The following is a 19,644-nucleotide window of genomic DNA, read 5'->3' as shown; positions in this document are numbered from 1 at the left end:
TTTCTCACAAACAAATCCCGCGGCGTCTCCGGGTGAGCTCTAATCCCCCGCGGGGGGCGCCGGGGGGCCGCCGCCCGCCCCCCCGGGCAGCGACTGAGCGGTCAGACCTTGCGGCCGACCGCGCCGACGATGCATTCCTCGACCTGGTTGAGCGGCTTGAGCCGCGGGCCGTCCGGCCACCAGTCGTCGCAGAGCACCAGACCCGGGGCAACGAGCTCCTGGCCGGGGAAGAACTCCATCAGTTCCGCGCGGGTGCGGAACCTACCGCTGCCCATCGGGCTGTGGATGAATTTCTCCTCCATCTGCTGGGCGACCTTGGTGTGCTCCGGAGTCTCCGGGTCGTAGAAGTGCGAAATCGCCGTGTACGACCCGGGCACCACCGCGTCGACGTACTTCTGCATGATCTGCGCGCCCTCGGTGCCGATGTAGTGGTGCAGCGTGCCGGCCTGCATCACGGCGATCGGCTCGCTGAAGTCGAGGAAGTCACGCACCTCGGGCCTGCTCAGCACCTCGTCCGGATCGAAGATGTCGGCGCTGACGAACAGCGTGTTCTCGTTCTCCTCGAGCAGCGCGCGGCCGTGCGCGAGCACCACCGGGTCGTTGTCGATGTAGAGCACCTTGGCCTCGGGCTGGATCCGCTGCACGACCTGGTGGGTGTTCTCGGCGGTCGGCAGACCGGACCCGCAGTCGAGGTACTGCGTGATACCCGCCTGGCCGGCCAGGAACCGGCAGGCGCGAATCAGGAAGTTCCGGTTCGACCAGGCCAGGTCCTGGGCCTGCGGCGCGGCGGCCTGGACCCCACGCAGGACCTCGCGGTCGACCTCGAAGTTGTCCTTGCCGCCCAGGAAGGCGTCGTACACGCGGGCGATGCTGGCCCGGCTGGTGTCGACGCCGACCGGGATCGAGCTTGGCGCGTTGGCAGCATCGACCATCAGTGAACCTCGCAGAGAGTGATCGGGAAGTCTGTGGAAATGACTCTACCGAGAGTACGGCGCACTGAACACACCGTGTGTCGCGCATGCGGGTGGACACATTCACGTTCCGTCATGAAATGATCTACTGCTGCACACCGAACCACTGCTGGGAGGCCAGAGGTGACAGAGCCGGGGGCGTACGGCGGCCCGACCGCTCTGCGCATCGTGCTCGGTGTCCACCTGCGCCGGCTGCGCGAGGCCGCCAAGGTGAGCCGCACCGACGCGGGCTGGGCGATCCGCGGCTCGGAGTCGAAGATCAGCCGCCTGGAACTCGGCCGGGTCGGGTTCAAGGTCCGCGACGTCGACGACCTACTGACGCTGTACAAGCTGGACGACCCGGAGGAACGCGAGCGCCTGCTCACGCTGGCCCGCGACGCGAACAACCCGGGCTGGTGGCAACGGTACGACGACCTGACGCCGCAGTGGTTCCACTCCTATCTCGGCCTGGAGATGGCGGCCGACCTGATTCGTACGTTCGAGTTGCAGTTCGTGCCGGGGCTGTTGCAGACCCCGGAGTACGCGCGGGCCGTCGTCAAACTCGGCCAGCAGGACGTGCCGTTGTCACCCGAAGAGGTGGACCGCCTGGTCGCGCTGCGGATGAGCCGTCAGGACGTGCTGACGCGGCAACGACCTGCACGCCTGTGGGCCGTCGTCGACGAGGCGGTCCTGCGGCGTCCGATCGGCAGTCCCGCGGTTCTCAAGGCCCAGCTGGAGTACCTGATCGAGGCGGCCAGGCGGCACAACGTGACGCTGCAGATCATCCCGTTCGACAAGGGCGGGTACACCGCGACCGGCGGCGCGTTCACGCTGCTGCGTTTCAACGACAGCGACCTTCCCGACATCGTCTACATCGAGCACCTGACCAGCGCCGTCTACCTCGACAAGCGCGAGGAACTCGATCTGTACGTCGTCACCATGGACGCCGTCTCGATCACCGCGGCGCAGCCTCGGGAGACCGAATCCCTGCTCCGGAAGGCAATCGCGGACCTCGAGGCCTAGCGCCGCTCGACCTACCGTGGTTGGGCGCCCGGGCCGGGGCGGAAGGCGACCTCGCGTGGCGCCGGCTCGTGACCGCCCTCGCACTGCATGACCACCGTCACCCGCTCGCCGCAGTCACCGCGATGCCGCGGCTCGATCGGCGGTCCGGACTCTAGCGGCAGGTACTGGTCGGCCCACTGGATCATCGCCACCAGCACCGGGTAGAGGTCCATCCCGGCCTCGGTGAGCCGGTACTCCGAGCGTTCGCGCTGCCCGGGCAGCCGGTACGGATGGCGGCGGATCAGGCCGCGTTCGATCAGCGCGGCGAGCCGCTCGGTGAGCATCTGGCGTGGGATGCCGGCCCGGGCCCGGATGTCCTCGAACCGGCGGACACCGACGAAGACCTCGCGGAGGACGTGAAAAGTCCACTTGTCACCGAGGATCTCCATCGTCCGGGAGATCGTGCAGTTCTCCGTGGACCACCGCATCGCCTCGGGCTCCTGCGCGTTCACTGCCGTACTCATGTGACCAGGATAAGTCCACTTGACAGACTCAGCCAAGCAGGGAACGCTGAATCCGTGAACCAGACTCAGACGAGACCGCCGCTCGTCCGACGTGCCGGTGAACCCGACGCGGACGAGCTGGCCAGAATGCTGACCGGGCTGACGGACCTCAGCCGCTACTTCCGGTTCCAGGCCGCGATCGGGAATCCGCCCCGGCCGGCGCTGCTGCTGCGGATGCTGTGCCCGAACGGCGCGGCCTTCGTAGCGACCCGCGACGAGAGCATCGTCGGGCACGCGATGTGGGCGTGGGCGCCGGGCGCGGCGACGGCCGAACTGGCCGCCGTGATCGGCGAGGCCGACCAGCGCCGCGGGCTCGGGATCCGGATGCTGTCGATCGCCGCCGCGGACGCGATCGCGGCCGGCGCGACGCATTTCCTGTTCGTCGTCAGTGCCGCCAACGAACGCTCGCTCCGCATGGTCCGCCGCCGCTGGCCCGACGCGACGGTCGAACGGGACGGCGCATTGCTGACGTACGTCGCTCCCGCCCGCCTACCGGACGCCGTCGCGGACACTCACCCGGTACCACGCACGGCTCTCGCACCGTCGCGGCAGCGCTCCGCCTCCGAGAGCACACCGCTCGAATGCCCGGCTGTTTGAGTGTCCGTCAGCGAGTGCCGCGCGTACGCCTCGGACGGATATCCGTTGCCGTTGGGGGTTGTCCGCTCTCATACCAGCCGAGAACCCCCAACGCGAAGGGATAACCCGTGCTACGAGAAGCACGGAGTACGGCGACAGCAGGTCCGCGCGTCGTGCTGCACGGGATGTCAGGTGGCACGCTGGTGGTGGGGCTCGTACAAGCCGATCTCGCCACCTCCGGGGAGCCGGAGTGAGGTCAGGACGCCCCAGCGTTGGCGTTCTACCGGCTTGCTGAACTCGACCCCCTTCGCGCGCAGGTCCGTCATCGTTTGCTCGAGGTTGTCGCACATCAGCAACAGCTCGTGCGCGCCGCTCTCGGCCGGATGCACCGCGACCTCGGCCGGGGGCAGCTTGAAGATCAGCCAGCCGTGGCCGGCATCGACCGACGGGTACTCCAGCACGTCGGAGAAGAACGCGCGATCGGCCTCGGCGTCGGTGCTGTAGATGATCACATGCGCTCCGTTGATCATCTACAGCACTGTAGCCGGGCTCAGTCCTCGACGACGATGGCCAGCGCGGGGCAGACCGCGGCGGCCTGGTGGATGTCGGCGGCCAGTTCCGCGGGCGGGTTGTCGGTGAGGAGGACGACGACGCCGTCCTCGTCACGCTGGTCGAAGACGTCGGCGGCCGCCGTGACGCACTGGCCGGAGGCGACGCACTTGTCCTGGTCGACGGTGATCTTCATGGCGTGTCCTTTCACCAGGTGACGGGAAGCGAGTAGACGCCGTACACCGCGCCGTCGTGCTTGAAGGGGATCTCCTCCAGCGGTACGGCGCGCCGCAGCGTCGGGATGCGCCGGTACAGCGTGTTGTAGACGACCTGCAGCTCCAGCCGCGCCAATGGTTGCCCGAGGCACTGATGTACCCCGAACCCGAACGCCACGTGCCGGCGCGCGTCCCGGCGTACGTCGAGGGTGTCCGGGTCCTCGAACACGGACGGGTCGCGGTTGCCGAGGTCGTTCGGGAAGATCACGCCCTCGCCGGCCTTGATCACCTGCCCGTGCAATTCGATGTCCTCGAGCACCGCGCGACGGCGGCCGTTGTGGGTGATGTTCAGGTACCGCAGCAGTTCCTCGACGGCACTCGCGACCACCTTCGGGTCGTCGGTTTCCCGCAGTACGGCGAGTTGTTCGGGGTGCTCCAGCAGCGCCAGCGTGCCGAGGGCGATCATGTTCGCGGTGGTCTCGTGCCCGGCGATCAGCAGCAGCACGCCGATACCGGCGGCATCCCGGCGGGTCAGCTCACCGGCCTTGATCCGCTCGGCCAGCCCGGACAGCAGGTCGTCCTTCGGGCTCTCCAGCTTCTCCCCCATCAGCTCGTTAAGGTACTTGCCGATGTTGTTCCGCGCCTGGGTCCGCTCCTCGACCGAGGCGCTGGTGCGGATCAGGATGCGGCTGTTCTGCTGGAAGAACTCGTGGTCGTCGTACGGGACCCCGAGCAGCCGGCAGATCACCAGGGACGGGACCGGGAGCGCGAACGCCTCGACCAGGTCGACCGGCTTCGGTCCCGCGAGCAGGTCGTCGATCAGACCGTCGACGATCTCCTGGACCTGCGGCCGCATCGCCTCGACCCGCTTGATCATGAACGGCGCGGTGACCATCCGCCGCAGCCGTGCGTGCTCCGGGTCGTCCATCAGGATGAACCCGATCCCCGCGTCCTCGCCGGTCGGCAAGGCCCGTGCGACGGTGTTCGGGTAGCCCGGCTTGTTGACGTCGGAACTCACCCGAGGATCCGCGAGCAGCTTGCGCTGGTCGTCGTACCGCGTCACCAGCCACGCGGTGCTGTCGAAGACCTGCACCTTCACCAGCGGCGCTTCTTCCTGCAGTTCACGCAGCTGCGGCGGCGGATCGAACGGACAGCCCGTGGCCCGGGCCATCGGATACACCGGAGTAGTCATACGAATTCCTTCCCCAGAGAGGTCTTCGAATTACGCCTTCACCAGATGCTCCCGGTGCAGGCGGGTCTGTTTGGGCATGTTCCAGCCGAGTACGGCGGTGACGCGGTCGTCGTGGCGGTAGTGCGCGACGAAGCGTCCGTCCGTGATGTTGCCTTCGACAACGGTGACTTCGGCGTCCGCGGACGGACGGCCGTGCAGCTGGAGCTTCACCGCGAACTGGTCGGTCCAGAAGTACGGGATCGGACGGTAGGGCTGCGCTTCGCCGAGGATGTTGGCCGCGACACAGATCGCCTGTTCGGTCGCGTTGGTCCGATTCTCCAATCGGATCAGAGAATCGCCGTACTGCCAGAGCGCCACGTCGCCGGCCGCGTAGATCCCGTCCGCCGCGCGGCAGAACTCGTCGCACACCACACCGTTGCCGAGAGCGAGCCCACTTCCTTCCAGCCACTCGGTTGCGGGCGCAGCGCCCAGCGCCACGACCACCACGTCCGCGGGCAGCACCTCACCATCAGCCAGCCGTACGCCGCTCACTCTGCCGTCCACGTCTGTCAGCCCGGTCACCGCCGCGCCGAGCCGGAGCTCGACGCCTTCGCTCGCATGCAACTCGGCAAGCAGGCCACCGACCACCGGACCAAGCTGGCTCTGCAACGGCACCGCTTGCGGACCTGCCATCGTGACGGTGAGCCCGAGCTTGCGGGCCGTCGCGGCGATCTCGGCCCCGAGCACCCCGTCACCGACCACGACAACCCGCGCGCCATCCACCAGGTCCGCACGCAAGGCAGCGGCGTCGTCGAGCGTCCGCACCACGTGAACACCGTCGAGTTCGGGCCCGGGCAGCCGGCGCGGCGTCAGCCCGGTAGCGATCACCACCGCATCGGCAGACAACGCACGTCCCGCCGCGGTCCGAACCACCTTCCGCCCGACATCCAGCGCGACGGCGGAGTCACCGAGCACGAACTCGGCCTCCAGCGCCGACAACATCGCCTCCGGACGCAGCTGCGTGCGCCCGGCGTCCCAGTCCCCGCAGAGGAACTGCTTGGACAGCGGCGGCCGGTCGTACGGCGGGTGCCACTCCGCGCCGAGCACCGTGATCGGCTCCCGGAACCCCTTGCGGCGCAGGGCTTCCACGGTCGTCAACCCGGCCGCGGACGCTCCCACCACGAGCACGCTCACGAAGTCACCGGCGCGGTCAGCAGGCCGACGATCCCGTCGATCAGCCCGTCGGCCATCTCCTGCCAGGTCGCCCGAGCCGTCGGCGTACCGTCCGCGAGCGCCCGTTCGAACTCGGCCGTCATCTGGATGATCAGATGCCGCGCCATGTCGCCACGCTCGATCCGGACCGCCGGCGGCAGGTCCGCGAGATGCTCGCCGAGACCGTCGACGAGCTGCGTGAGCGTCGGCGAGTTCCGCGACTCCTGCAGCTGGATCTCGCGCAGGGCGGGATCGTTCATGAGTTGGGCGCTGAACCGCGCCAGCCAGCTCGGCGTCCCCAGACTGCCCATGTGGTCGGTCGCCGACCGGACCAGGACCGTCACGTAGTCCCGGACGTCCGGTTCGGCACCGAGCTCGGCGAGCAGCTCCCGGCGCCGGTCCTCGACCGGCACCGCGTGCCTGCGGACGATCTCCCGCACCAGATCGGTCTTGGTCCCGAAGTGGTACCCGACCGCGGTGTTGTTGCCCTGACCAGCGGCCTCGCTGATCTGCCGGTTCGACACCTCGTGCACGCCGCGCTCGGCGAACATCCGCTCCGCCGTGTCCATGATCAGGTCCCGCGTGGCATTCACCCGCGCCGACCTGACCGTCTTCGCCATCATCACCAGATCACCCTTACCTCCCGCAGCCCACCGACGAGCAGCCCTTCGACGAGCGGCAGCTCGGCCGCCGGCACTGCCAGCGCCAATGTCGGCAATCGACGCAGCAAGACTTCCAGAACGACCTGCAGCTCGGTACGCGCCAGCGACTGACCGATGCAGGAGTGCGGCCCGGCACCGAACGCGAGGTGGACGTTCGGGCTGCGACTCAGGTCCATCTCGCCGGCATCGGCGAAAACCCGCTCGTCCCGGTTCGCCGAGGCCATGCTGCAGATCGCGGTCGTCCCCGCGGGCAGTACGCCGTCGGCGAGCTCGAGCTCCTCGGTGACGTACCGCATCATGCCGAAGCCCGCGTTGGCGTCGTACCGCAAGGTCTCCTCGACGGCGGTGCGGACCAGCGCCGGGTCCGCGAGCAACTGCTCCCAGCGGTCGCGGTCGGCGAGCAGCATCGCCATCATCTTGCCGATCATGTTCGTGGTGGTCTCGTGGCCCGCGATCAGCAGGCCCATGCCGGTGGACACCAACGCGTCGTCGCTCAACTGTTCCCCGGCCGAGTCGGTGCCGGTGATCAGGTCACTCAGCAGATCGGTCCCGGGGTTCGCCCGCTTCGCCTCGACATGACCGCTCATGTACGCCGTGAACTCGGCCTGCGCGGCTTCCATATCGGCGGCCGAGTAGCGACTCAGGTTCAGGAACGTGTCGGACCAGTAGGAGAACCGCTCCCGATCCGAGGCCGGTACGCCGAGAAGTTCGCAGATCACCCACACGGGCAAGGGGAACCCGAGGCTCGCTTTCAGATCGGCCGGGTGCCCGCCGTCGACCATCTCGTCGACGAGTTGCTCCGCCATCGCCTCGATCGACGGCCGCAACGCCGCCATCCGCTTGGCCGTGAACCACTTGGTGATCATCCGCCGCCACCGCTGGTGCCCGTCACCCGACTGCGGTACGCCGGGACGCCGCCGGTCGAACACGCCGGCGCCTTCCGCCGACACCCGCGCCGCTCCCTCCGCGGTACGGGCGAACCTCGCGTCGGACAGCACCTGGCGAACATCGTCGTACCGGGTCAGCAGGGCCGCCTGGTCGCCGCTCGGCAGCCGGACATGCGCCACCGGGCACTCGCGCCGGAGCTCCTCCCACTCGGGTGGCGGTTCGATCGCATCGACGGGTGGGATCGGGTAGTCGGCAAGCTGATCACTATCGGTCACAGGCCATCACCTCCGTGTGGTTTCTTCTCCCAGCTTCCCTCGCCGACTTGTTTAAGTCAACTGCCTGACTTAACGTATGGTTGCAGAAACCAACCATCTATCGCTGCTCTCAACTATCTATCGCTGCGCTCGGAGGCAAGTGATGTCCGCTGCTCATTCAGTGCGTACCGGGGCCGTCGTTCCGGTGCTCGCCTCGGCCGGGATCACGGTCGCGCTGATGCAGACCCTGGTGATCCCGCTGGTTCCCGAACTGCCGCGGCTGCTGAACGCCTCGGCCGCCGGGACCGCCTGGGCGATCACCGCGACACTGCTCGCGGCCGCGGTCGCGACCCCGATCATGGGCCGCCTCGGTGACATGTACGGCAAGCGCCGGATGCTGCTGATCAGCATCGGCATGCTCGTCGCCGGCTCGGTGGTCGCGGCGCTGAGCAGCTCGCTGGTCCCGATGATCGCCGGCCGCGCGCTCCAGGGCCTGGCCTCCGGCGTGATCCCGCTCGGGATCAGCATCATGCGCGACGAGCTGCCCTCCGAGAAGGTCGGTACGGCGGTCGCGCAGATGAGCGCCTCACTCGGCGTCGGCGGCGCACTCGGTCTCCCGGCTGCGGCGTTGCTGGCCGAGAACTTCAACTGGCACACGCTGTTCTGGGTGTCGGCCGCGCTCGGCGCGATCGTCTTCGTGCTGGTCGTGCGGTTCGTCCCCGAGTCGGCGGTGCGGTCCGGCGGGCGCTTCGACGTACCCGGTGGGGTCGGGTTGTCGGTCGGGCTGATCTCGTTGCTGCTGGCAATTTCTCAGGGCGCGAGTTGGGGCTGGGGCAGCGGTCGCACGCTCGCCCTGTTCGCCCTCGCGGTCGTCGCGCTGCTCGCCTGGGGCTGGTGGGAGACGCGGACCAAGGAGCCGCTGGTCGACCTGCGGACGACGGCCCGCCCGCAGGTCCTGCTGACCAACCTGGCGTCGATGGTGTTCGGGTTCGCGATGTTCGCGATGTCGCTGGTGCTGCCGCAGCTGCTGCAGATGCCCAAGGCAACTGGTTTCGGACTCGGCCAGTCGATGCTGGCGTCCGGACTGGTGATGGGACCGTCGGGTCTGATCATGCTGGTCGCCGCGCCGTTCTCGGCGAAGATCTCGAGGACCCGCGGCCCGAAGGTCACGCTGATGCTCGGCGCCCTGGTGGTCGCGGCCGGCTACGGCGTGGGCAGCGTGCTGATGAGCCAGGTCTGGCAGCTGGTCCTGGTCTCGCTGCTGATCGGCACCGGCATCGGCCTGGCGTACGGCGCGATGCCCGCGCTGATCATGTCCGCCGTCCCCGTGTCGGAGACCGCGGCGGCGAACAGCTTCAACACGCTGATGCGGTCGATCGGCACCTCGGTGTCCAGCGCGGTCGCCGGCGTGATCCTGGCGAACCTGACGATCAGCCTGGGCGGCTACACCCTGCCTTCGCAGAGTGGCTTCCGGGCCGTCCTGCTGATCGGCGCCGGCGCCGCGCTGACCGCGCTGGTGGTGGCCTCGTTCATCCCGACCCGGCGCGAGCGGCAGCTCGACAGTACGTATACGCCCACTGCCGAAGCGGCCACGCTCAGCGGCTCAGCCAATCAGGCGTAGTGGACGTATACGTACTGTCCTCCTGCAGACGCTAGGCCAGGAAGGCCAGGGTGCGCTGGAGGACGAGCTTGGCGGCGGCTTCGTCGTAGCCCGGCAGGGAGGAGTCGGCGAACAGGTGCTCCTTGCCGGGGTAGAGGAACAGTTCCACGGAACTGTTGGCGGCGACCAGGGCGCGGGCGGCGTCGATGTCGCCGCCTTCCTCGGCGAAGAATGGGTCCTCCTCCATCCCGTGCACCTGCGCCGGCAGACCCGCGGGCCACGCCCCGAACTCCTCGGCCGGTAGACACGAGTAGTAGAACAGGCCACCGACCGCACCCGGCCGGGTCTGCGCGAGCTGCTGAGCGGGGACGACGCCGAGCGAGAAGCCGGCGTACACGATGTTCGCCGGCAGGTCCTGCGCCGCCGCGACGCCGCGCTCCGCGATCGTCCCGAAGCCCGTCGCCCGCGCGTAGTCCATGCCCTCGTCGAGGGTCGCGTAGGTGTTGCCTTCGTACAGGTCCGGCGTGTGCACGGTGTGGCCCGCCTGCCGCAACTCCTCGGCGAACGCCTTCACCCCGTCGGTCAGTCCCTGCGAGTGGTGGTACAGCACGACCTCGGCCATCATCAGCTCCAATGATCCAAATATCTCGAACAATCGGCGATGCTAGTCTATTCGAACCATGTCGATCAACAGTGGGGTACCCGACTACGAGCTCGCGGACACCGTCGAGCTGACCACCGCCGAGCAGGTGCGGGCGATCAGCGACCCGTTGCGGACGACGATCCTCGGACTGCTGCACGAGCGGGCCGCGACCGTGACCGAGTTGGCCACCGCGGTCGGCCGGCCGAAGAGCACGGTCGCGCACCACGTGAAGGTGCTGACCGACGCCGGCATCCTGCGGGTGGTGCGGACGCGGCGGGTGCGGGCGATCGAGGAACGGTTCTACGGGCGCGCCGCACGGATGTTCTACGTCGGGCTCGGCCGGCAGGGCGCGGAGGGTCGGCTGCCGCAGGACTTCAACGACTTCGAGGTCGCGGCCGACGAGTCCAAGCCGGCATATGACGCGGGCGAGATGCGGTCGTTCATCCGGCACGCCCGGATCCCGGAGGAGCGGGCGGCGGAGTTCTGGCAGCAGGTCGACCGGTTGATCCATTCGTTCGACCAGCTGCCCAGGTCCGGCGACACGACGTACGGCTTCACCGTCGGCCTCTATCCGATGTTCGACTACCCGACATTGCCGCCGGTCGAGGGCGAGGACTGAGACCGGAAGGCAGTCGGCGTCGTGCCGGTGAACTGACGGAACACTCGGGCGAAGTGCTGGCTGGAGCTGAAGCCGAGGCTCAACGCCAGCGCCGTGATCGTGATGTCGCTGGTCTCGAGCAGTTGGCGCGCGCGGTCGATCCGGCGCTCGCTCAGGTAGCGGTGCGGCGGCTGACCGAGCTCACCGGTGAACAACTTGGCCAGGTACGCCGGTGCGAGTCCGGCGCGATCGGCGAGTTCGCGAAGGGTCCACCGCTCGTGGAACTCCTGGTCCAGCAGGCGTTTCACCGTCCGTACGGCGGGATGCATGGCGAACTGCGGCACAGCGGCCGGCGCGAGCGACCGGGAGACCGCGAGGACGAGATGATCCACCGCGAGCGCCAGCCCGGTCTCGGCGTACTCGTACCGCGTCGTCAGTTCACGCACCAACTGCGCGAACGCGTGCGTGAGTTCGCCCGCCTCGCGATGGACGACCGTCTTTGGCCACGGTCGCGCGAGAGCGGTCTGACGCCGACCGACCGCGTCGCGATCGACCGCGGCGAAGTAGAAGTGGTGATTGCCGGACCGGCCCGCGAGGTGATGCGTGACGCCGGGCGGTACGGCGAAAAGGTGGCCGGGATGCAGGACGTAGCTCTCACCGCCCGCCACCCAGTGCGTGGTGCCGTGCTGCTGCAGGTAGATCTCCCAGACCGAGTGCTGATGCGGCTCGATCAGGAACTGCTCCGGCGCCCACTGCTCCCCCGCGTGCAGCAGGCCACTGGCGGGGTCGAACCCCTCGGCATGGAAGCCGGCGCGGAGCCCGCTGGGACGGTACAAGGACACCTGAAGATTGTGTCCAGGTGGCTGAACATCGGCAACGCCCGCGCGAGCCGGGATTCCTAGGTTGGTCGCCATGGAGCTACCAGGACCTGATGACATCGCCTTCTACCAGGAGCGCGGCTACTGGATCTCGCCGGTGATCGTGCCGTCCGACGTACTGGACGCGGCCGAGCGCGGGATGGAGCGGTTCTACGCCGACGATCACGACCACACACTGCCCGACGTACCCGCGACCCGCGGGTGGCGGCCGGCGGACGGGGATGTACTGCGGAAGAACGACTACTCGTCGCTGCGCGTGGACGAACTGGCCGCGCTCGTCCGGCACCCGGCGATCGCGGCGACGGCGGCCGCGTTGTCCGGCGCGGAGGGGATCCGGCTGTGGCACGACCAGTTGCTGTTCAAGCCGTCGGGTGGTTCGGCGGCGCGCGTCGGGTGGCACACCGACCGGCAGTACTGGCAGTCGTGTACGTCGGACGAGATGCTCACCGCATGGGTCGGATTCCACGACGTCGACGAGGTGAACGGGGCGGTCGGGTTCCTGCCCGGCAGCCATCGCTGGTCCGTGACGGGGCTGGACTTCTTCTCCCAGGACACCGCCGGACTCGAGGAATCGATCGCCGCGCAGGGGTTCGACCCGACTCCCGTCGTACCGCGGATGGCTCGGGGGCAGGTGAGCTTCCACCACTGCCGGACGGTGCACGGAAGCTCGGCGAACCTGAGCACGGCAGCACGCCGATCCATCGCCATCCACCTGCAGCCGACCGACAACCGCTGGCGCCCCGGCGCCAGCCATCCCAACGACGAACTGGTCCGCCACAACCCCACCCCCGACTACACGGACCCCAAAATCCAGCCCCGCCTCTGGCCTGCCGGGGTCAGGTAGTCGTGACCGACCTAGCCATCGGGTGACGGGTCGAGGCCTTTCACCAGCGCGGCCAGGCCGGTCGCGAACTCGTGGTCAGGGCCCAGCGCGACGACCTGCCCGGCAACATCGAGAAGATGCGCGGCTTCCGGAGAGGCGGTCGGGGGAAGGGCGATGTCGTTTCCGTCCCGGGCCGTCTGCTGCTCGAGGGTCGCACCGATGGTGTACCGCGACACCGCGACGTACGCCAGAATCGCGCCCGTACCGCTGAATCCGTGCCGCTCGAGGAACGACACCTGCGCGATCGCGTGCGCCAGCTCCGGAGCCCGCGGCCCGGCCAGCGCCAGTAGCCGCGCACCGTCCCGGACCGCGAGCATCGCGCGGCGCAGGCTGTACGCGTTGCGGGTCAGGAACGTCCGCCAGTCCTCGCCCGGCTGTGGCAGCCGCTCGGTGTGCCAGCGTTTCAGCACCTCGGCGGCGACGGCGGCGAGAATCTCGTCCTTGTCCCGGAAGTGGTGGTACAGCGCCGGCTGCCGGACGCCGAGCCGGGCGGCCACCGCGTGCAGCGACAGCTTGTCGAGACCGCGCTCGTCGAGCACCTCGATCGAGGCGGCGACGATCGCGGCGCGGTCGGTACGTCGCTGCTGTGGCACCAGCGAACCGTACCCACAGACCTCCCGGTTCGGCGAAGCTTATCGATGATAAGGTTCGGGTCGACCACTGAGCGTAACCGGAAGGAGTGCCACCGTGACTGACCAGGAAGCCTGGAGCGGGGTCGTCGTGAAGAAGTCCCGCGCCTTGTACGACGGTTCGAACCTCTACCGCAAGCTCGAGGTGCAGCTCGACGGCGGCGAGGTCCAGGACATCAAGGTGCAGCGCGACCTCTGGAAGCAGCTCGAGGTCGGCGACCGCGTGGTCAAGGAGGCCGGGTCCGACCCGCGCCGCGGCTGACCCAGCGACCGACACAGCAGCCGTTCGGCTCCGAGTTCGCAGGTCTTCGGACCCTGGCGCCGCTCCGCGCCAGGCCGCACGCTGAGCCCATGCTCATTGACGCCCAGATGCCCGTGTGGGAGCAGCGCATGACGCGGGCCGCGCCGGTCGATGCCGATGCGCAGCGGACCTATCGCGCCATCCGGGAGGTCGAGCTGTTCCGATCGCCGCTGCTGTCCGAACCGCACCGGAACGGGGCGCTGCCCGACGATCTCCTCGGATGGGCCGGGCGTGGCCCTGGCAAGGTGGTGAACGAACCACCGGGCTTCGATCACTTGATGACCCGGGGGTTCCAGGTGGTGGCCGACAACGAGGAGACCGAACTCGTGATCGGTTTCATCGGCCGGTGGTGGCAGGCCGACTACACCCGGGTGGTCTGGAGCCCGGCGGAGCTGCGCGCGTTCGACCTGCCTGGTTACGGAGTCGGGGTGTGGGGCCTGACCGTCCTCGGCTACGGCGAGCGCAGTTCGGTCCTCGTCGCCGAGGTCCGGCTACGCTGCACCGACGCGGCGTCCCGGCACGCTCTCGGCGCGTACTTCGCCTTGACGTCGCCGCTGATCACGTCGATGGGCCAGCCGATGCTCCGGCTGATCCGCCGTGCGGCCGAGCGCCGCGTCACCCCGGTTGCCGTCGATGGTGACGGATCGTGGTCACGACGGCGCGATAGGCGCTAGGCTCGGGGAGTGTTCACCGGCCGCACCTCCAGATCATGAATCAACCTGGTCCACCCCGTCTCGGAGCCGAGCAGGTCGATCGGTTCGACATCGTCGCGATCGCATCGTCCGCGGGCGGCATCCGGGCGCTCACGCAGGTGCTCGGCGGATTACCGTCGGGGTTGCGGGTCCCGGTGCTGGTCGTCCAGCACCTCGACCCACGGCATCAAACGGTGATCGCCGATGTGCTCGGGCGCCGGTCCCCCTTGCGGGTGAAACTGGCCGCCGACGGCGAGCATGCCAAACCGGGTACGGCGTACATCGCGCCGCCAAACCGGCATCTGCTGGTCGGCGCGGGCGGCGAACTGTCGCTCTCGAGCAGCGAGCTGGTGCATTTCGTCCGGCCGTCGGCGGACCTGCTCTTCGAGTCCGCGGCCGGAGCGTACGGAGCGCGGGCGATCGCTTGTGTACTGACCGGATCGGGGCGCGACGGTTCGATGGGCGTCAGCGCGGTCAAGTCACGCGGCGGCACGGTGATCGTCGAGGACCCGGAATCGGCGGAGTTCAGCGGAATGCCGGAGGCGGCGGTGGGCGCCGGGGCGGTCGATTTCGTCCTGCCGCTCGGTGAGATCGCGGACGTGATCGCGGCGCTGGTCGAATCGAGGAGCGTTTGATGTCCGACAACGTCCACGACGGCCCGGACCCGGACCTTGAGCAGCTGCTCGGCTTCATCCGGGACTCCCGCGGCTTCGATTTCACCGGCTACAAGCGGACCTCGCTGGCCCGCCGGGTGCGCAAACGGATGGCCGACGTCGGAATCTCGGGCTATCTGGACTACCGGGATCTGCTGGAGACGAGCGCGGACGAGTTCGAGTTCCTCTTCAACACCGTCCTGATCAACGTCACGAGTTTCTTCCGGGACACCGACAGCTGGTCCTACCTCCAGCGCGAGATCCTGCCCGAACTGCTGAGCAGCGTCGAGCACGAAGAGGAGATCCGGGTCTGGAGCGCCGGGTGCTCGAGCGGCGAGGAGGCCTACTCGCTGGCCATCATGTTCGCCCAGGCGCTGGGCATCGAGGAGTGCGCCCGGCGGGTCAAGATCTACGGAACCGATGTCGACGAAGAGGCACTGCGCGAGGCGCGCACCGGCTCCTACCCGGCCAAGGCGCTCGAGGCGATGCCGGAAGAAATGCGCAGCCTGTACTTCGAGGAGAGCGGCTCGCGCTTCACGTTCCGGTCCGACCTGCGCCGCCGGGTGATCTTCGGTCGCCACGACATCACCAGGGACGCCCCGATCTCGCGACTGCACTTGCTCGTGTGCCGCAACACGCTGATGTACTTCAACGTCGAGGCACAGGCGCAGATCATGGACCGGTTCCACTTCGCCCTCCGGGAGAGCGGCTACCTGTTCCTCGGCAAGGCCGAGATGCTGCTGTCCGACGGCGAGCGCTTCGACGTGGTGAGCATGCGGCAGCGGATCTTCCGCCGGAAACCGGGTGACGCCGGCCCGCCCCATCAGCCCAGCCCACTGCAACTGGCCCCGGCCGCCGGGCTGGAGCTTCGCGACGCCGCCCGCAAACGGCAGCTTCGCGACCTGGTTCTGGAGACGGCGCCGAACGCCATCATCTCGGTCGACCTGGACGGGACGATCATCCAGCTCAACAGCCAGGCCAGGGCACAGTTCGGGCTGACGTCCCACGACCTCGGCCGGCCGTTCCGCGACCTCGAGGTCTCCTACCGGCCCACCGAGCTCCGCTCGCTGATCGAACAGGCGCACTCCGAACGCCGAGCGGTCCGCGTCAACGCGGTCGAGCGCAGACTGTCCGCCGAGGACGTGCAGTACCTCGACATCGTCGTACAACCGCTGACCGCCTCGGACGGCATCCTCGTGGGATCGTCCGTCGTGTTCACCGACACCACCGCCCTGACCCGGCTGCAGCTCGAGGTGAAGCGAAACCGCGAGGATCTCGAGACCGCCTACGAGGAACTCCAGTCCACCAACGAAGAACTCGAAACCACCAACGAGGAACTCCAGTCCAGCATCGAGGAACTCGAAACCACCAACGAAGAGCTGCAGTCCACCAACGAAGAACTCGAAACCACCAACGAGGAACTCCAGTCGGGCAACGAAGAGCTCGAGACGATGAACGAGGAGATCCGCATCCGCAGTACCGAGCTCGACGAGGCCCGGACCTTCCTCGAGGGTGTGCTGTCCAGCGTTGCTGCCGGAGTCGTGGTGCTCGATGGCGACCTGCGGGTCCGCAGCTGGAATCGCGGTGCCCAAGAGCTCTGGGGACTGCGCGGCGACGAGGTGAAACAGCAACTGTTCTTCCAGCTGGACTTCGGTTTGCCGACGGCGGCGCTGGTCGAGGTGGTCCAGCGCTGCGTGGACACCGGCGCCCGAACCGGGCCGACCGAGCTGCCCGCGGTGAACCGCAAGGGCCGGGCGATCAGGTGCGCGGTCACCTGTTCGCCACTTGACAGCCAAGGAGACGGCGTGGTGCTGCTGATGGAAGACATGCACGGAACCGACGAAGAGGCATAGGCTGAGCTTCGTGGGAGCTGGGCTGTCGGCCTGGATCGGGCCGGTTCGTGAGCGTGCTGAGATGGAGCTGGCCCGAGCGAGTCGGGCAGGCGCTATCGCCCTGCGCCATGAGCAGCTGATCGCGACAGCCTCCGAGTCTGCTCGCCCGCTGCATGAGCGAATGGTTCGGCTGCACCGCAAGAACGAAGAGCGCCACCTGACCGCCGCGAAGCTGCATGACGCCCACATCCGCCGGATCGAGCGGTGGTTCGCTCTGGACGCGGCGGCGGCGAGTCGCCGGCCACTGCTCATTTCCACCGTGGCCGAGATGCTCGGCGCCCGGAGCGCCGGGATCACGCTGCTCAGTTCCCGGTGGGCCGCGGCGGCCTCGATGACGGCCTCGGACCCACTGGCGGCAGCGGCCCAGGACTTGGAATTCACCCTGGGCGAAGGACCCGTGCACGACACGGCCGCCTCCGGCCAGCTGGTTGTCGTGGCCGAAGACTCACTGCCGGATCGCTGGCGGCTCTTCTCGCCGGCTGTCTCGGCCCTCGGCGTGCACTCGATCGCGGCTGCGCCACTGGGGCTTCCGGACCGGTGCTTGGGCGCACTCGCGGTGTTCGACCCGCCGCCCTCCGGCCCGGACCAGCCTCCTGGACGGGCGATAGAGGAGATCGCCGACGCCCTGACCCACACCATCCTGCTCACCGACGAGTACGTCGCCCAGCTCATCGAGGAAAGCTCGGTGGGCGACAACCTGGCAGGGAGCCTGGTGGACGGCCCCGGGGACTCCGCGGTCGTTCATCAGGCCGCAGGGATGGTCGCCGCACAGTGCGGCTGCAACGTCGCGGACGCACTCGCCCTGGTCAACGCCCGGGCGTTCGCGGACAACGAACTGGTCAACACCACAGCCCGCCGGATCGTGGAGAGACGGCTACGGCTGGACACTCCATAGGGAGACCGACAATGAACCGCCCCGATCATCCGCGATGGGTCAGCGTGCCGGATCTCGTCGCCAGATTCGTGGCAGATCCGGACGTGGGAAGCACCCTCGGCTGGCTCACGACGCACTGCGCCGAGGTTCCAGGCGCCCGCGCGTCGGCCTTGCTGCTGGCCGGCCACGAAGACGTGCTCGAGGTCGCCGCCGTGTCCTCGGACCTCGCGAGCTGGTTGCACGAGCTTGAATCGCGCAACCTCGAAGGACCGGCTCAGGACAGCTACGCCACCTGCCGCCGCATCGACTGCGCGGATCTGTCCGAGGCCGATACCCGGTGGCCCCAGTACGCCGCGGCGGCGCGGCGGGCCGGGATCCGGGCGGTGCACGTGTTCCCGTTGGCGCTGCCGGGGCGGGCGATCGGCGCGCTGGCGATGTATTTCAGCCAGCCGGGCGGCCTGTCCGAGGACGACCTCGGGCGAGGGCAGGCGCTGGCGAGCACGGCAGCCCTCGGGGTGGCCAGTGGCCAAGCCACGCAGGACAAAGCGCGCGCCGACCAACTGCAGGGCGCGCTGGACAGCCGGGTACTGATCGAGCAGGCGAAGGGCCTGCTCGCGGAACGATTGAGCATCGCTCCCGGCGAGGCGTTCGGCGTACTGCGAAAGTACGCCCGGAACCACCAGGTCCGCCTCGACATCGTCTGCACGGCCGTTCTCGACGGCAGTCTCTCGCTGTCCAGCCGCTGACGCGGAGGTACCTCACCAAGAGTCGGTAGATCTCGATCTGATCACGTCGCGTTACGGGAGTAACGACAGGTAGGCGGGCCGCGATGGGACGGTCAGTGACCTGAGACTCGGGGAGTTGACCGAGGAACCTGCTCTTGGAAGAGGAACCATGAAGCTGCATCGTCTTGCCTTCGCGATGGCGGGTGTGGGCCTGCTGGCCGCGTCCGTCGCGACTGTTCCGGCCAACGCCGGAAAGACCGACCCGAAGCCGTGGTCGGACCTGACCCACCAGTCGAACACCGCGAAGGCCGCTTCCGCCGCCTGCTACATCTCGGTCGGCTACCCGACCGCGGCCGGCACCATGGAAGCAGCCGACGTGATCGCCGGACGGCCGCCCGAGGGGCTGCCGTACGAGTCGTTCAAGTTCGTCGGCACCCGGGCCAACGCGACCTGGTACATGGCCAGCAACGCCGCGGCGACCCAGTTCTACTACTACGGCCTGCTGCTCCAGGGCGGGAACCTGTACCGCCACACGACGTACATCTACGACACCGACCGCGCACCGCTCGCGACCTTCAAGAAGGTCGGTAGCGGCTGGTCGAGCTTCAAGACCATCGCCACCTCGAACTACAGTGTCGGCGCGCCGCGGCACCAGTACCTGTACGGGCTGAACAGCAACGGCAGCCTGTACCGCTACTCGATCGTCGGCGCCGGCATCAAGTCCTACGGTTCGTTCGCCGGGTTCAAGGGCTTCAAGACGATGACGGTGCTCAGCGAGACCGCGACGTACGACACGCTGCTGATGACCACGACCGCCGGTGCGCTGTGGACCGTGCGGATCCCGGTCGCGGCCTCGACCAAGCCGGTGCTGAAGCGGATCCGGACCGGTGGCTGGCAGAACTTCGAGTCCCTGGTCGTCGACGGCTGCGGTGACCGCGGCGGTTCGCTGATCGTTGGTGTGGACAACGACACCAAGACCGGCACCCTCTACGCGATGAGCAAGGCAAACGGCGCAGCCACCGCCCTGACCGGCTACGGCAACATCCCAGGCGTCGTCTTCAACGGCGTCAACTCGGTCCTACTCACCACGCACTACGACCAGCTGGTCGGCGAGTAGCAACCCCAGCTGTGGGGGGGGGGGGGGGCCGCGCGGCCCCCGGGGGGGGGCAGGCGCGGGGGCGGCCCGCCGCGGGGCGCGGGGGGGGGGGGGGGGGGTGGAGGAAATAAAGAGAAC

The 19,644-nt window shown here is 68.5% G+C and carries 23 protein-coding genes; 12 read left to right on the top strand and 11 right to left on the bottom strand.

Annotation, left to right across the window (positions count from 1 at the left end; genetic code table 11):
• Positions 1 to 101: 101 nt before the first annotated feature.
• Positions 102 to 932 (bottom strand): SAM-dependent methyltransferase, encoded by an 831-nt coding sequence (locus tag ACWGID_RS22325; RefSeq protein ID WP_452199388.1) that lies wholly within the window; start codon positions 930 to 932, stop codon positions 102 to 104.
• A 162-nt stretch (positions 933 to 1,094) separates the two neighbouring features.
• On the opposite strand from ACWGID_RS22325, the gene ACWGID_RS22320 reads away from it, so the two are divergent.
• Positions 1,095 to 1,973, top strand: a complete 879-nt coding sequence (locus tag ACWGID_RS22320) for a helix-turn-helix domain-containing protein (protein ID WP_452199386.1) — start codon at positions 1,095 to 1,097, stop codon at positions 1,971 to 1,973.
• Between the two features lie 11 nt (positions 1,974 to 1,984).
• On the opposite strand, the gene ACWGID_RS22315 is transcribed toward ACWGID_RS22320, so the two are convergent.
• Positions 1,985 to 2,476 carry a winged helix-turn-helix transcriptional regulator gene (locus ACWGID_RS22315; RefSeq protein WP_452199384.1) on the bottom strand — a complete coding sequence of 164 codons (492 nt, stop codon included), beginning with the start codon at positions 2,474 to 2,476 and terminating at the stop codon, positions 1,985 to 1,987.
• Between the two features lie 54 nt (positions 2,477 to 2,530).
• Here ACWGID_RS22315 and ACWGID_RS22310 point away from each other — a divergent pair, with 54 nt between their 5' ends.
• On the top strand, positions 2,531 to 3,112 hold the full coding sequence (locus ACWGID_RS22310; protein WP_452199382.1) for a GNAT family N-acetyltransferase: 582 nt from the start codon (positions 2,531 to 2,533) through the stop codon (positions 3,110 to 3,112).
• 167 nt (positions 3,113 to 3,279) lie between these two features.
• Here the strand turns inward: ACWGID_RS22310 and ACWGID_RS22305 are convergent, their stop codons facing one another.
• From ACWGID_RS22305 to ACWGID_RS22280, 6 genes are read right to left on the bottom strand one after another with little or no spacing between them, the layout of a single operon-like run.
• Positions 3,280 to 3,621: a VOC family protein gene (locus tag ACWGID_RS22305; RefSeq protein ID WP_452199380.1), complete on the bottom strand. Its 342-nt coding sequence runs from the start codon at positions 3,619 to 3,621 to the stop codon at positions 3,280 to 3,282.
• Positions 3,622 to 3,641: 20 nt separating this feature from the next.
• Positions 3,642 to 3,836: a ferredoxin gene (locus ACWGID_RS22300; protein ID WP_452199378.1), complete on the bottom strand. Its 195-nt coding sequence runs from the start codon at positions 3,834 to 3,836 to the stop codon at positions 3,642 to 3,644.
• 11 nt (positions 3,837 to 3,847) lie between these two features.
• Complete coding sequence (locus tag ACWGID_RS22295; protein ID WP_452199376.1) at positions 3,848 to 5,047, bottom strand: cytochrome P450; 1,200 nt, start codon at positions 5,045 to 5,047, stop codon at positions 3,848 to 3,850.
• Positions 5,048 to 5,077: 30 nt separating this feature from the next.
• Positions 5,078 to 6,220, bottom strand: coding sequence for an NAD(P)/FAD-dependent oxidoreductase (locus ACWGID_RS22290; protein ID WP_452199374.1), 1,143 nt, complete (start codon positions 6,218 to 6,220; stop codon positions 5,078 to 5,080).
• Positions 6,217 to 6,861, bottom strand: a complete 645-nt coding sequence (locus ACWGID_RS22285) for a TetR/AcrR family transcriptional regulator (protein ID WP_452199372.1) — start codon at positions 6,859 to 6,861, stop codon at positions 6,217 to 6,219. Before ACWGID_RS22285 ends, ACWGID_RS22290 begins: the two co-directional genes overlap by 4 nt.
• The gene (locus tag ACWGID_RS22280) at positions 6,861 to 8,063 is read right to left on the bottom strand and encodes a cytochrome P450 (RefSeq protein ID WP_452199370.1); all 1,203 of its coding nucleotides are present in this window, start codon (positions 8,061 to 8,063) and stop codon (positions 6,861 to 6,863) included. Before ACWGID_RS22280 ends, ACWGID_RS22285 begins: the two co-directional genes overlap by 1 nt.
• 142 nt (positions 8,064 to 8,205) lie before the next feature.
• Between ACWGID_RS22280 and ACWGID_RS22275 the strand changes: the two genes are divergently transcribed.
• Positions 8,206 to 9,663 carry an MFS transporter gene (locus ACWGID_RS22275; protein WP_452199368.1) on the top strand — a complete coding sequence of 486 codons (1,458 nt, stop codon included), beginning with the start codon at positions 8,206 to 8,208 and terminating at the stop codon, positions 9,661 to 9,663.
• Between the two features lie 31 nt (positions 9,664 to 9,694).
• On the opposite strand, the gene ACWGID_RS22270 is transcribed toward ACWGID_RS22275, so the two are convergent.
• Complete coding sequence (locus ACWGID_RS22270; protein ID WP_452199367.1) at positions 9,695 to 10,264, bottom strand: dienelactone hydrolase family protein; 570 nt, start codon at positions 10,262 to 10,264, stop codon at positions 9,695 to 9,697.
• 58 nt (positions 10,265 to 10,322) lie between these two features.
• Between ACWGID_RS22270 and ACWGID_RS22265 the strand changes: the two genes are divergently transcribed.
• Positions 10,323 to 10,904 (top strand): ArsR/SmtB family transcription factor, encoded by a 582-nt coding sequence (locus ACWGID_RS22265; RefSeq protein WP_452199365.1) that lies wholly within the window; start codon positions 10,323 to 10,325, stop codon positions 10,902 to 10,904.
• Here the strand turns inward: ACWGID_RS22265 and ACWGID_RS22260 are convergent.
• Positions 10,868 to 11,725, bottom strand: coding sequence for an AraC family transcriptional regulator (locus tag ACWGID_RS22260; RefSeq protein WP_452199363.1), 858 nt, complete (start codon positions 11,723 to 11,725; stop codon positions 10,868 to 10,870). The two genes, ACWGID_RS22265 and ACWGID_RS22260, sit on opposite strands and share 37 nt — an antisense overlap.
• A gap of 70 nt (positions 11,726 to 11,795) precedes the next feature.
• Here ACWGID_RS22260 and ACWGID_RS22255 point away from each other — a divergent pair, with 70 nt between their 5' ends.
• On the top strand, positions 11,796 to 12,605 hold the full coding sequence (locus ACWGID_RS22255; RefSeq protein ID WP_452199361.1) for a phytanoyl-CoA dioxygenase family protein: 810 nt from the start codon (positions 11,796 to 11,798) through the stop codon (positions 12,603 to 12,605).
• A gap of 11 nt (positions 12,606 to 12,616) precedes the next feature.
• Here the strand turns inward: ACWGID_RS22255 and ACWGID_RS22250 are convergent, their stop codons facing one another.
• A complete protein-coding gene (locus ACWGID_RS22250) occupies positions 12,617 to 13,237 on the bottom strand; it encodes a TetR/AcrR family transcriptional regulator C-terminal domain-containing protein (protein WP_452199360.1) in 621 nt (206 codons plus the stop codon).
• Between the two features lie 94 nt (positions 13,238 to 13,331).
• Between ACWGID_RS22250 and ACWGID_RS22245 the strand changes: the two genes are divergently transcribed.
• The 7 genes from ACWGID_RS22245 to ACWGID_RS22215 all read left to right on the top strand — a co-directional run bounded on the left by ACWGID_RS22245 (position 13,332) and on the right by ACWGID_RS22215 (position 19,527).
• Positions 13,332 to 13,535, top strand: a complete 204-nt coding sequence (locus tag ACWGID_RS22245; RefSeq protein WP_452199359.1) for a DUF7489 domain-containing protein — start codon at positions 13,332 to 13,334, stop codon at positions 13,533 to 13,535.
• An 89-nt stretch (positions 13,536 to 13,624) separates the two neighbouring features.
• Positions 13,625 to 14,248 carry a hypothetical protein gene (locus ACWGID_RS22240; protein WP_452199357.1) on the top strand — a complete coding sequence of 208 codons (624 nt, stop codon included), beginning with the start codon at positions 13,625 to 13,627 and terminating at the stop codon, positions 14,246 to 14,248.
• A gap of 35 nt (positions 14,249 to 14,283) precedes the next feature.
• Positions 14,284 to 14,901, top strand: coding sequence for a chemotaxis protein CheB (locus ACWGID_RS22235; protein WP_452199355.1), 618 nt, complete (start codon positions 14,284 to 14,286; stop codon positions 14,899 to 14,901).
• The gene (locus ACWGID_RS22230; RefSeq protein ID WP_452199353.1) at positions 14,901 to 16,772 is read left to right on the top strand and encodes a CheR family methyltransferase; all 1,872 of its coding nucleotides are present in this window, start codon (positions 14,901 to 14,903) and stop codon (positions 16,770 to 16,772) included. The genes ACWGID_RS22235 and ACWGID_RS22230 overlap by 1 nt, the downstream gene beginning before the upstream one ends.
• A 10-nt stretch (positions 16,773 to 16,782) precedes the next feature.
• Positions 16,783 to 17,706 carry a GAF domain-containing protein gene (locus tag ACWGID_RS22225; RefSeq protein WP_452199351.1) on the top strand — a complete coding sequence of 308 codons (924 nt, stop codon included), beginning with the start codon at positions 16,783 to 16,785 and terminating at the stop codon, positions 17,704 to 17,706.
• An 11-nt stretch (positions 17,707 to 17,717) separates the two neighbouring features.
• The gene (locus ACWGID_RS22220) at positions 17,718 to 18,431 is read left to right on the top strand and encodes a GAF and ANTAR domain-containing protein (RefSeq protein ID WP_452199349.1); all 714 of its coding nucleotides are present in this window, start codon (positions 17,718 to 17,720) and stop codon (positions 18,429 to 18,431) included.
• A gap of 148 nt (positions 18,432 to 18,579) precedes the next feature.
• Positions 18,580 to 19,527 (top strand): hypothetical protein, encoded by a 948-nt coding sequence (locus tag ACWGID_RS22215; RefSeq protein WP_452199347.1) that lies wholly within the window; start codon positions 18,580 to 18,582, stop codon positions 19,525 to 19,527.
• Positions 19,528 to 19,644 lie beyond the last annotated feature (117 nt).

The sequence above is a fragment of the Kribbella sp. NPDC054772 genome, from assembly GCF_053611945.1.
Note: the sequence above shows the minus strand (reverse complement) of the source record. Positions and strands in the feature narration are given on the sequence as shown.

Coding starts and splice junctions, on each gene's coding strand:
- ACWGID_RS22215 (WP_452199347.1), top strand. CDS start 18,580: ATGAAGCTGCATCGTCTTGCCTTCGCGATGGCGGGTGTGGGCCTGCTG.
- ACWGID_RS22275 (WP_452199368.1), top strand. CDS start 8,206: ATGTCCGCTGCTCATTCAGTGCGTACCGGGGCCGTCGTTCCGGTGCTC.
- ACWGID_RS22315 (WP_452199384.1), bottom strand. CDS start 2,476: ATGAGTACGGCAGTGAACGCGCAGGAGCCCGAGGCGATGCGGTGGTCC.
- ACWGID_RS22300 (WP_452199378.1), bottom strand. CDS start 3,836: ATGAAGATCACCGTCGACCAGGACAAGTGCGTCGCCTCCGGCCAGTGC.
- ACWGID_RS22240 (WP_452199357.1), top strand. CDS start 13,625: ATGCTCATTGACGCCCAGATGCCCGTGTGGGAGCAGCGCATGACGCGG.
- ACWGID_RS22235 (WP_452199355.1), top strand. CDS start 14,284: ATGAATCAACCTGGTCCACCCCGTCTCGGAGCCGAGCAGGTCGATCGG.
- ACWGID_RS22270 (WP_452199367.1), bottom strand. CDS start 10,264: ATGGCCGAGGTCGTGCTGTACCACCACTCGCAGGGACTGACCGACGGG.
- ACWGID_RS22265 (WP_452199365.1), top strand. CDS start 10,323: ATGTCGATCAACAGTGGGGTACCCGACTACGAGCTCGCGGACACCGTC.
- ACWGID_RS22285 (WP_452199372.1), bottom strand. CDS start 6,861: ATGATGGCGAAGACGGTCAGGTCGGCGCGGGTGAATGCCACGCGGGAC.
- ACWGID_RS22230 (WP_452199353.1), top strand. CDS start 14,901: ATGTCCGACAACGTCCACGACGGCCCGGACCCGGACCTTGAGCAGCTG.
- ACWGID_RS22325 (WP_452199388.1), bottom strand. CDS start 932: ATGGTCGATGCTGCCAACGCGCCAAGCTCGATCCCGGTCGGCGTCGAC.
- ACWGID_RS22220 (WP_452199349.1), top strand. CDS start 17,718: ATGAACCGCCCCGATCATCCGCGATGGGTCAGCGTGCCGGATCTCGTC.
- ACWGID_RS22305 (WP_452199380.1), bottom strand. CDS start 3,621: ATGATCAACGGAGCGCATGTGATCATCTACAGCACCGACGCCGAGGCC.
- ACWGID_RS22295 (WP_452199376.1), bottom strand. CDS start 5,047: ATGACTACTCCGGTGTATCCGATGGCCCGGGCCACGGGCTGTCCGTTC.
- ACWGID_RS22255 (WP_452199361.1), top strand. CDS start 11,796: ATGGAGCTACCAGGACCTGATGACATCGCCTTCTACCAGGAGCGCGGC.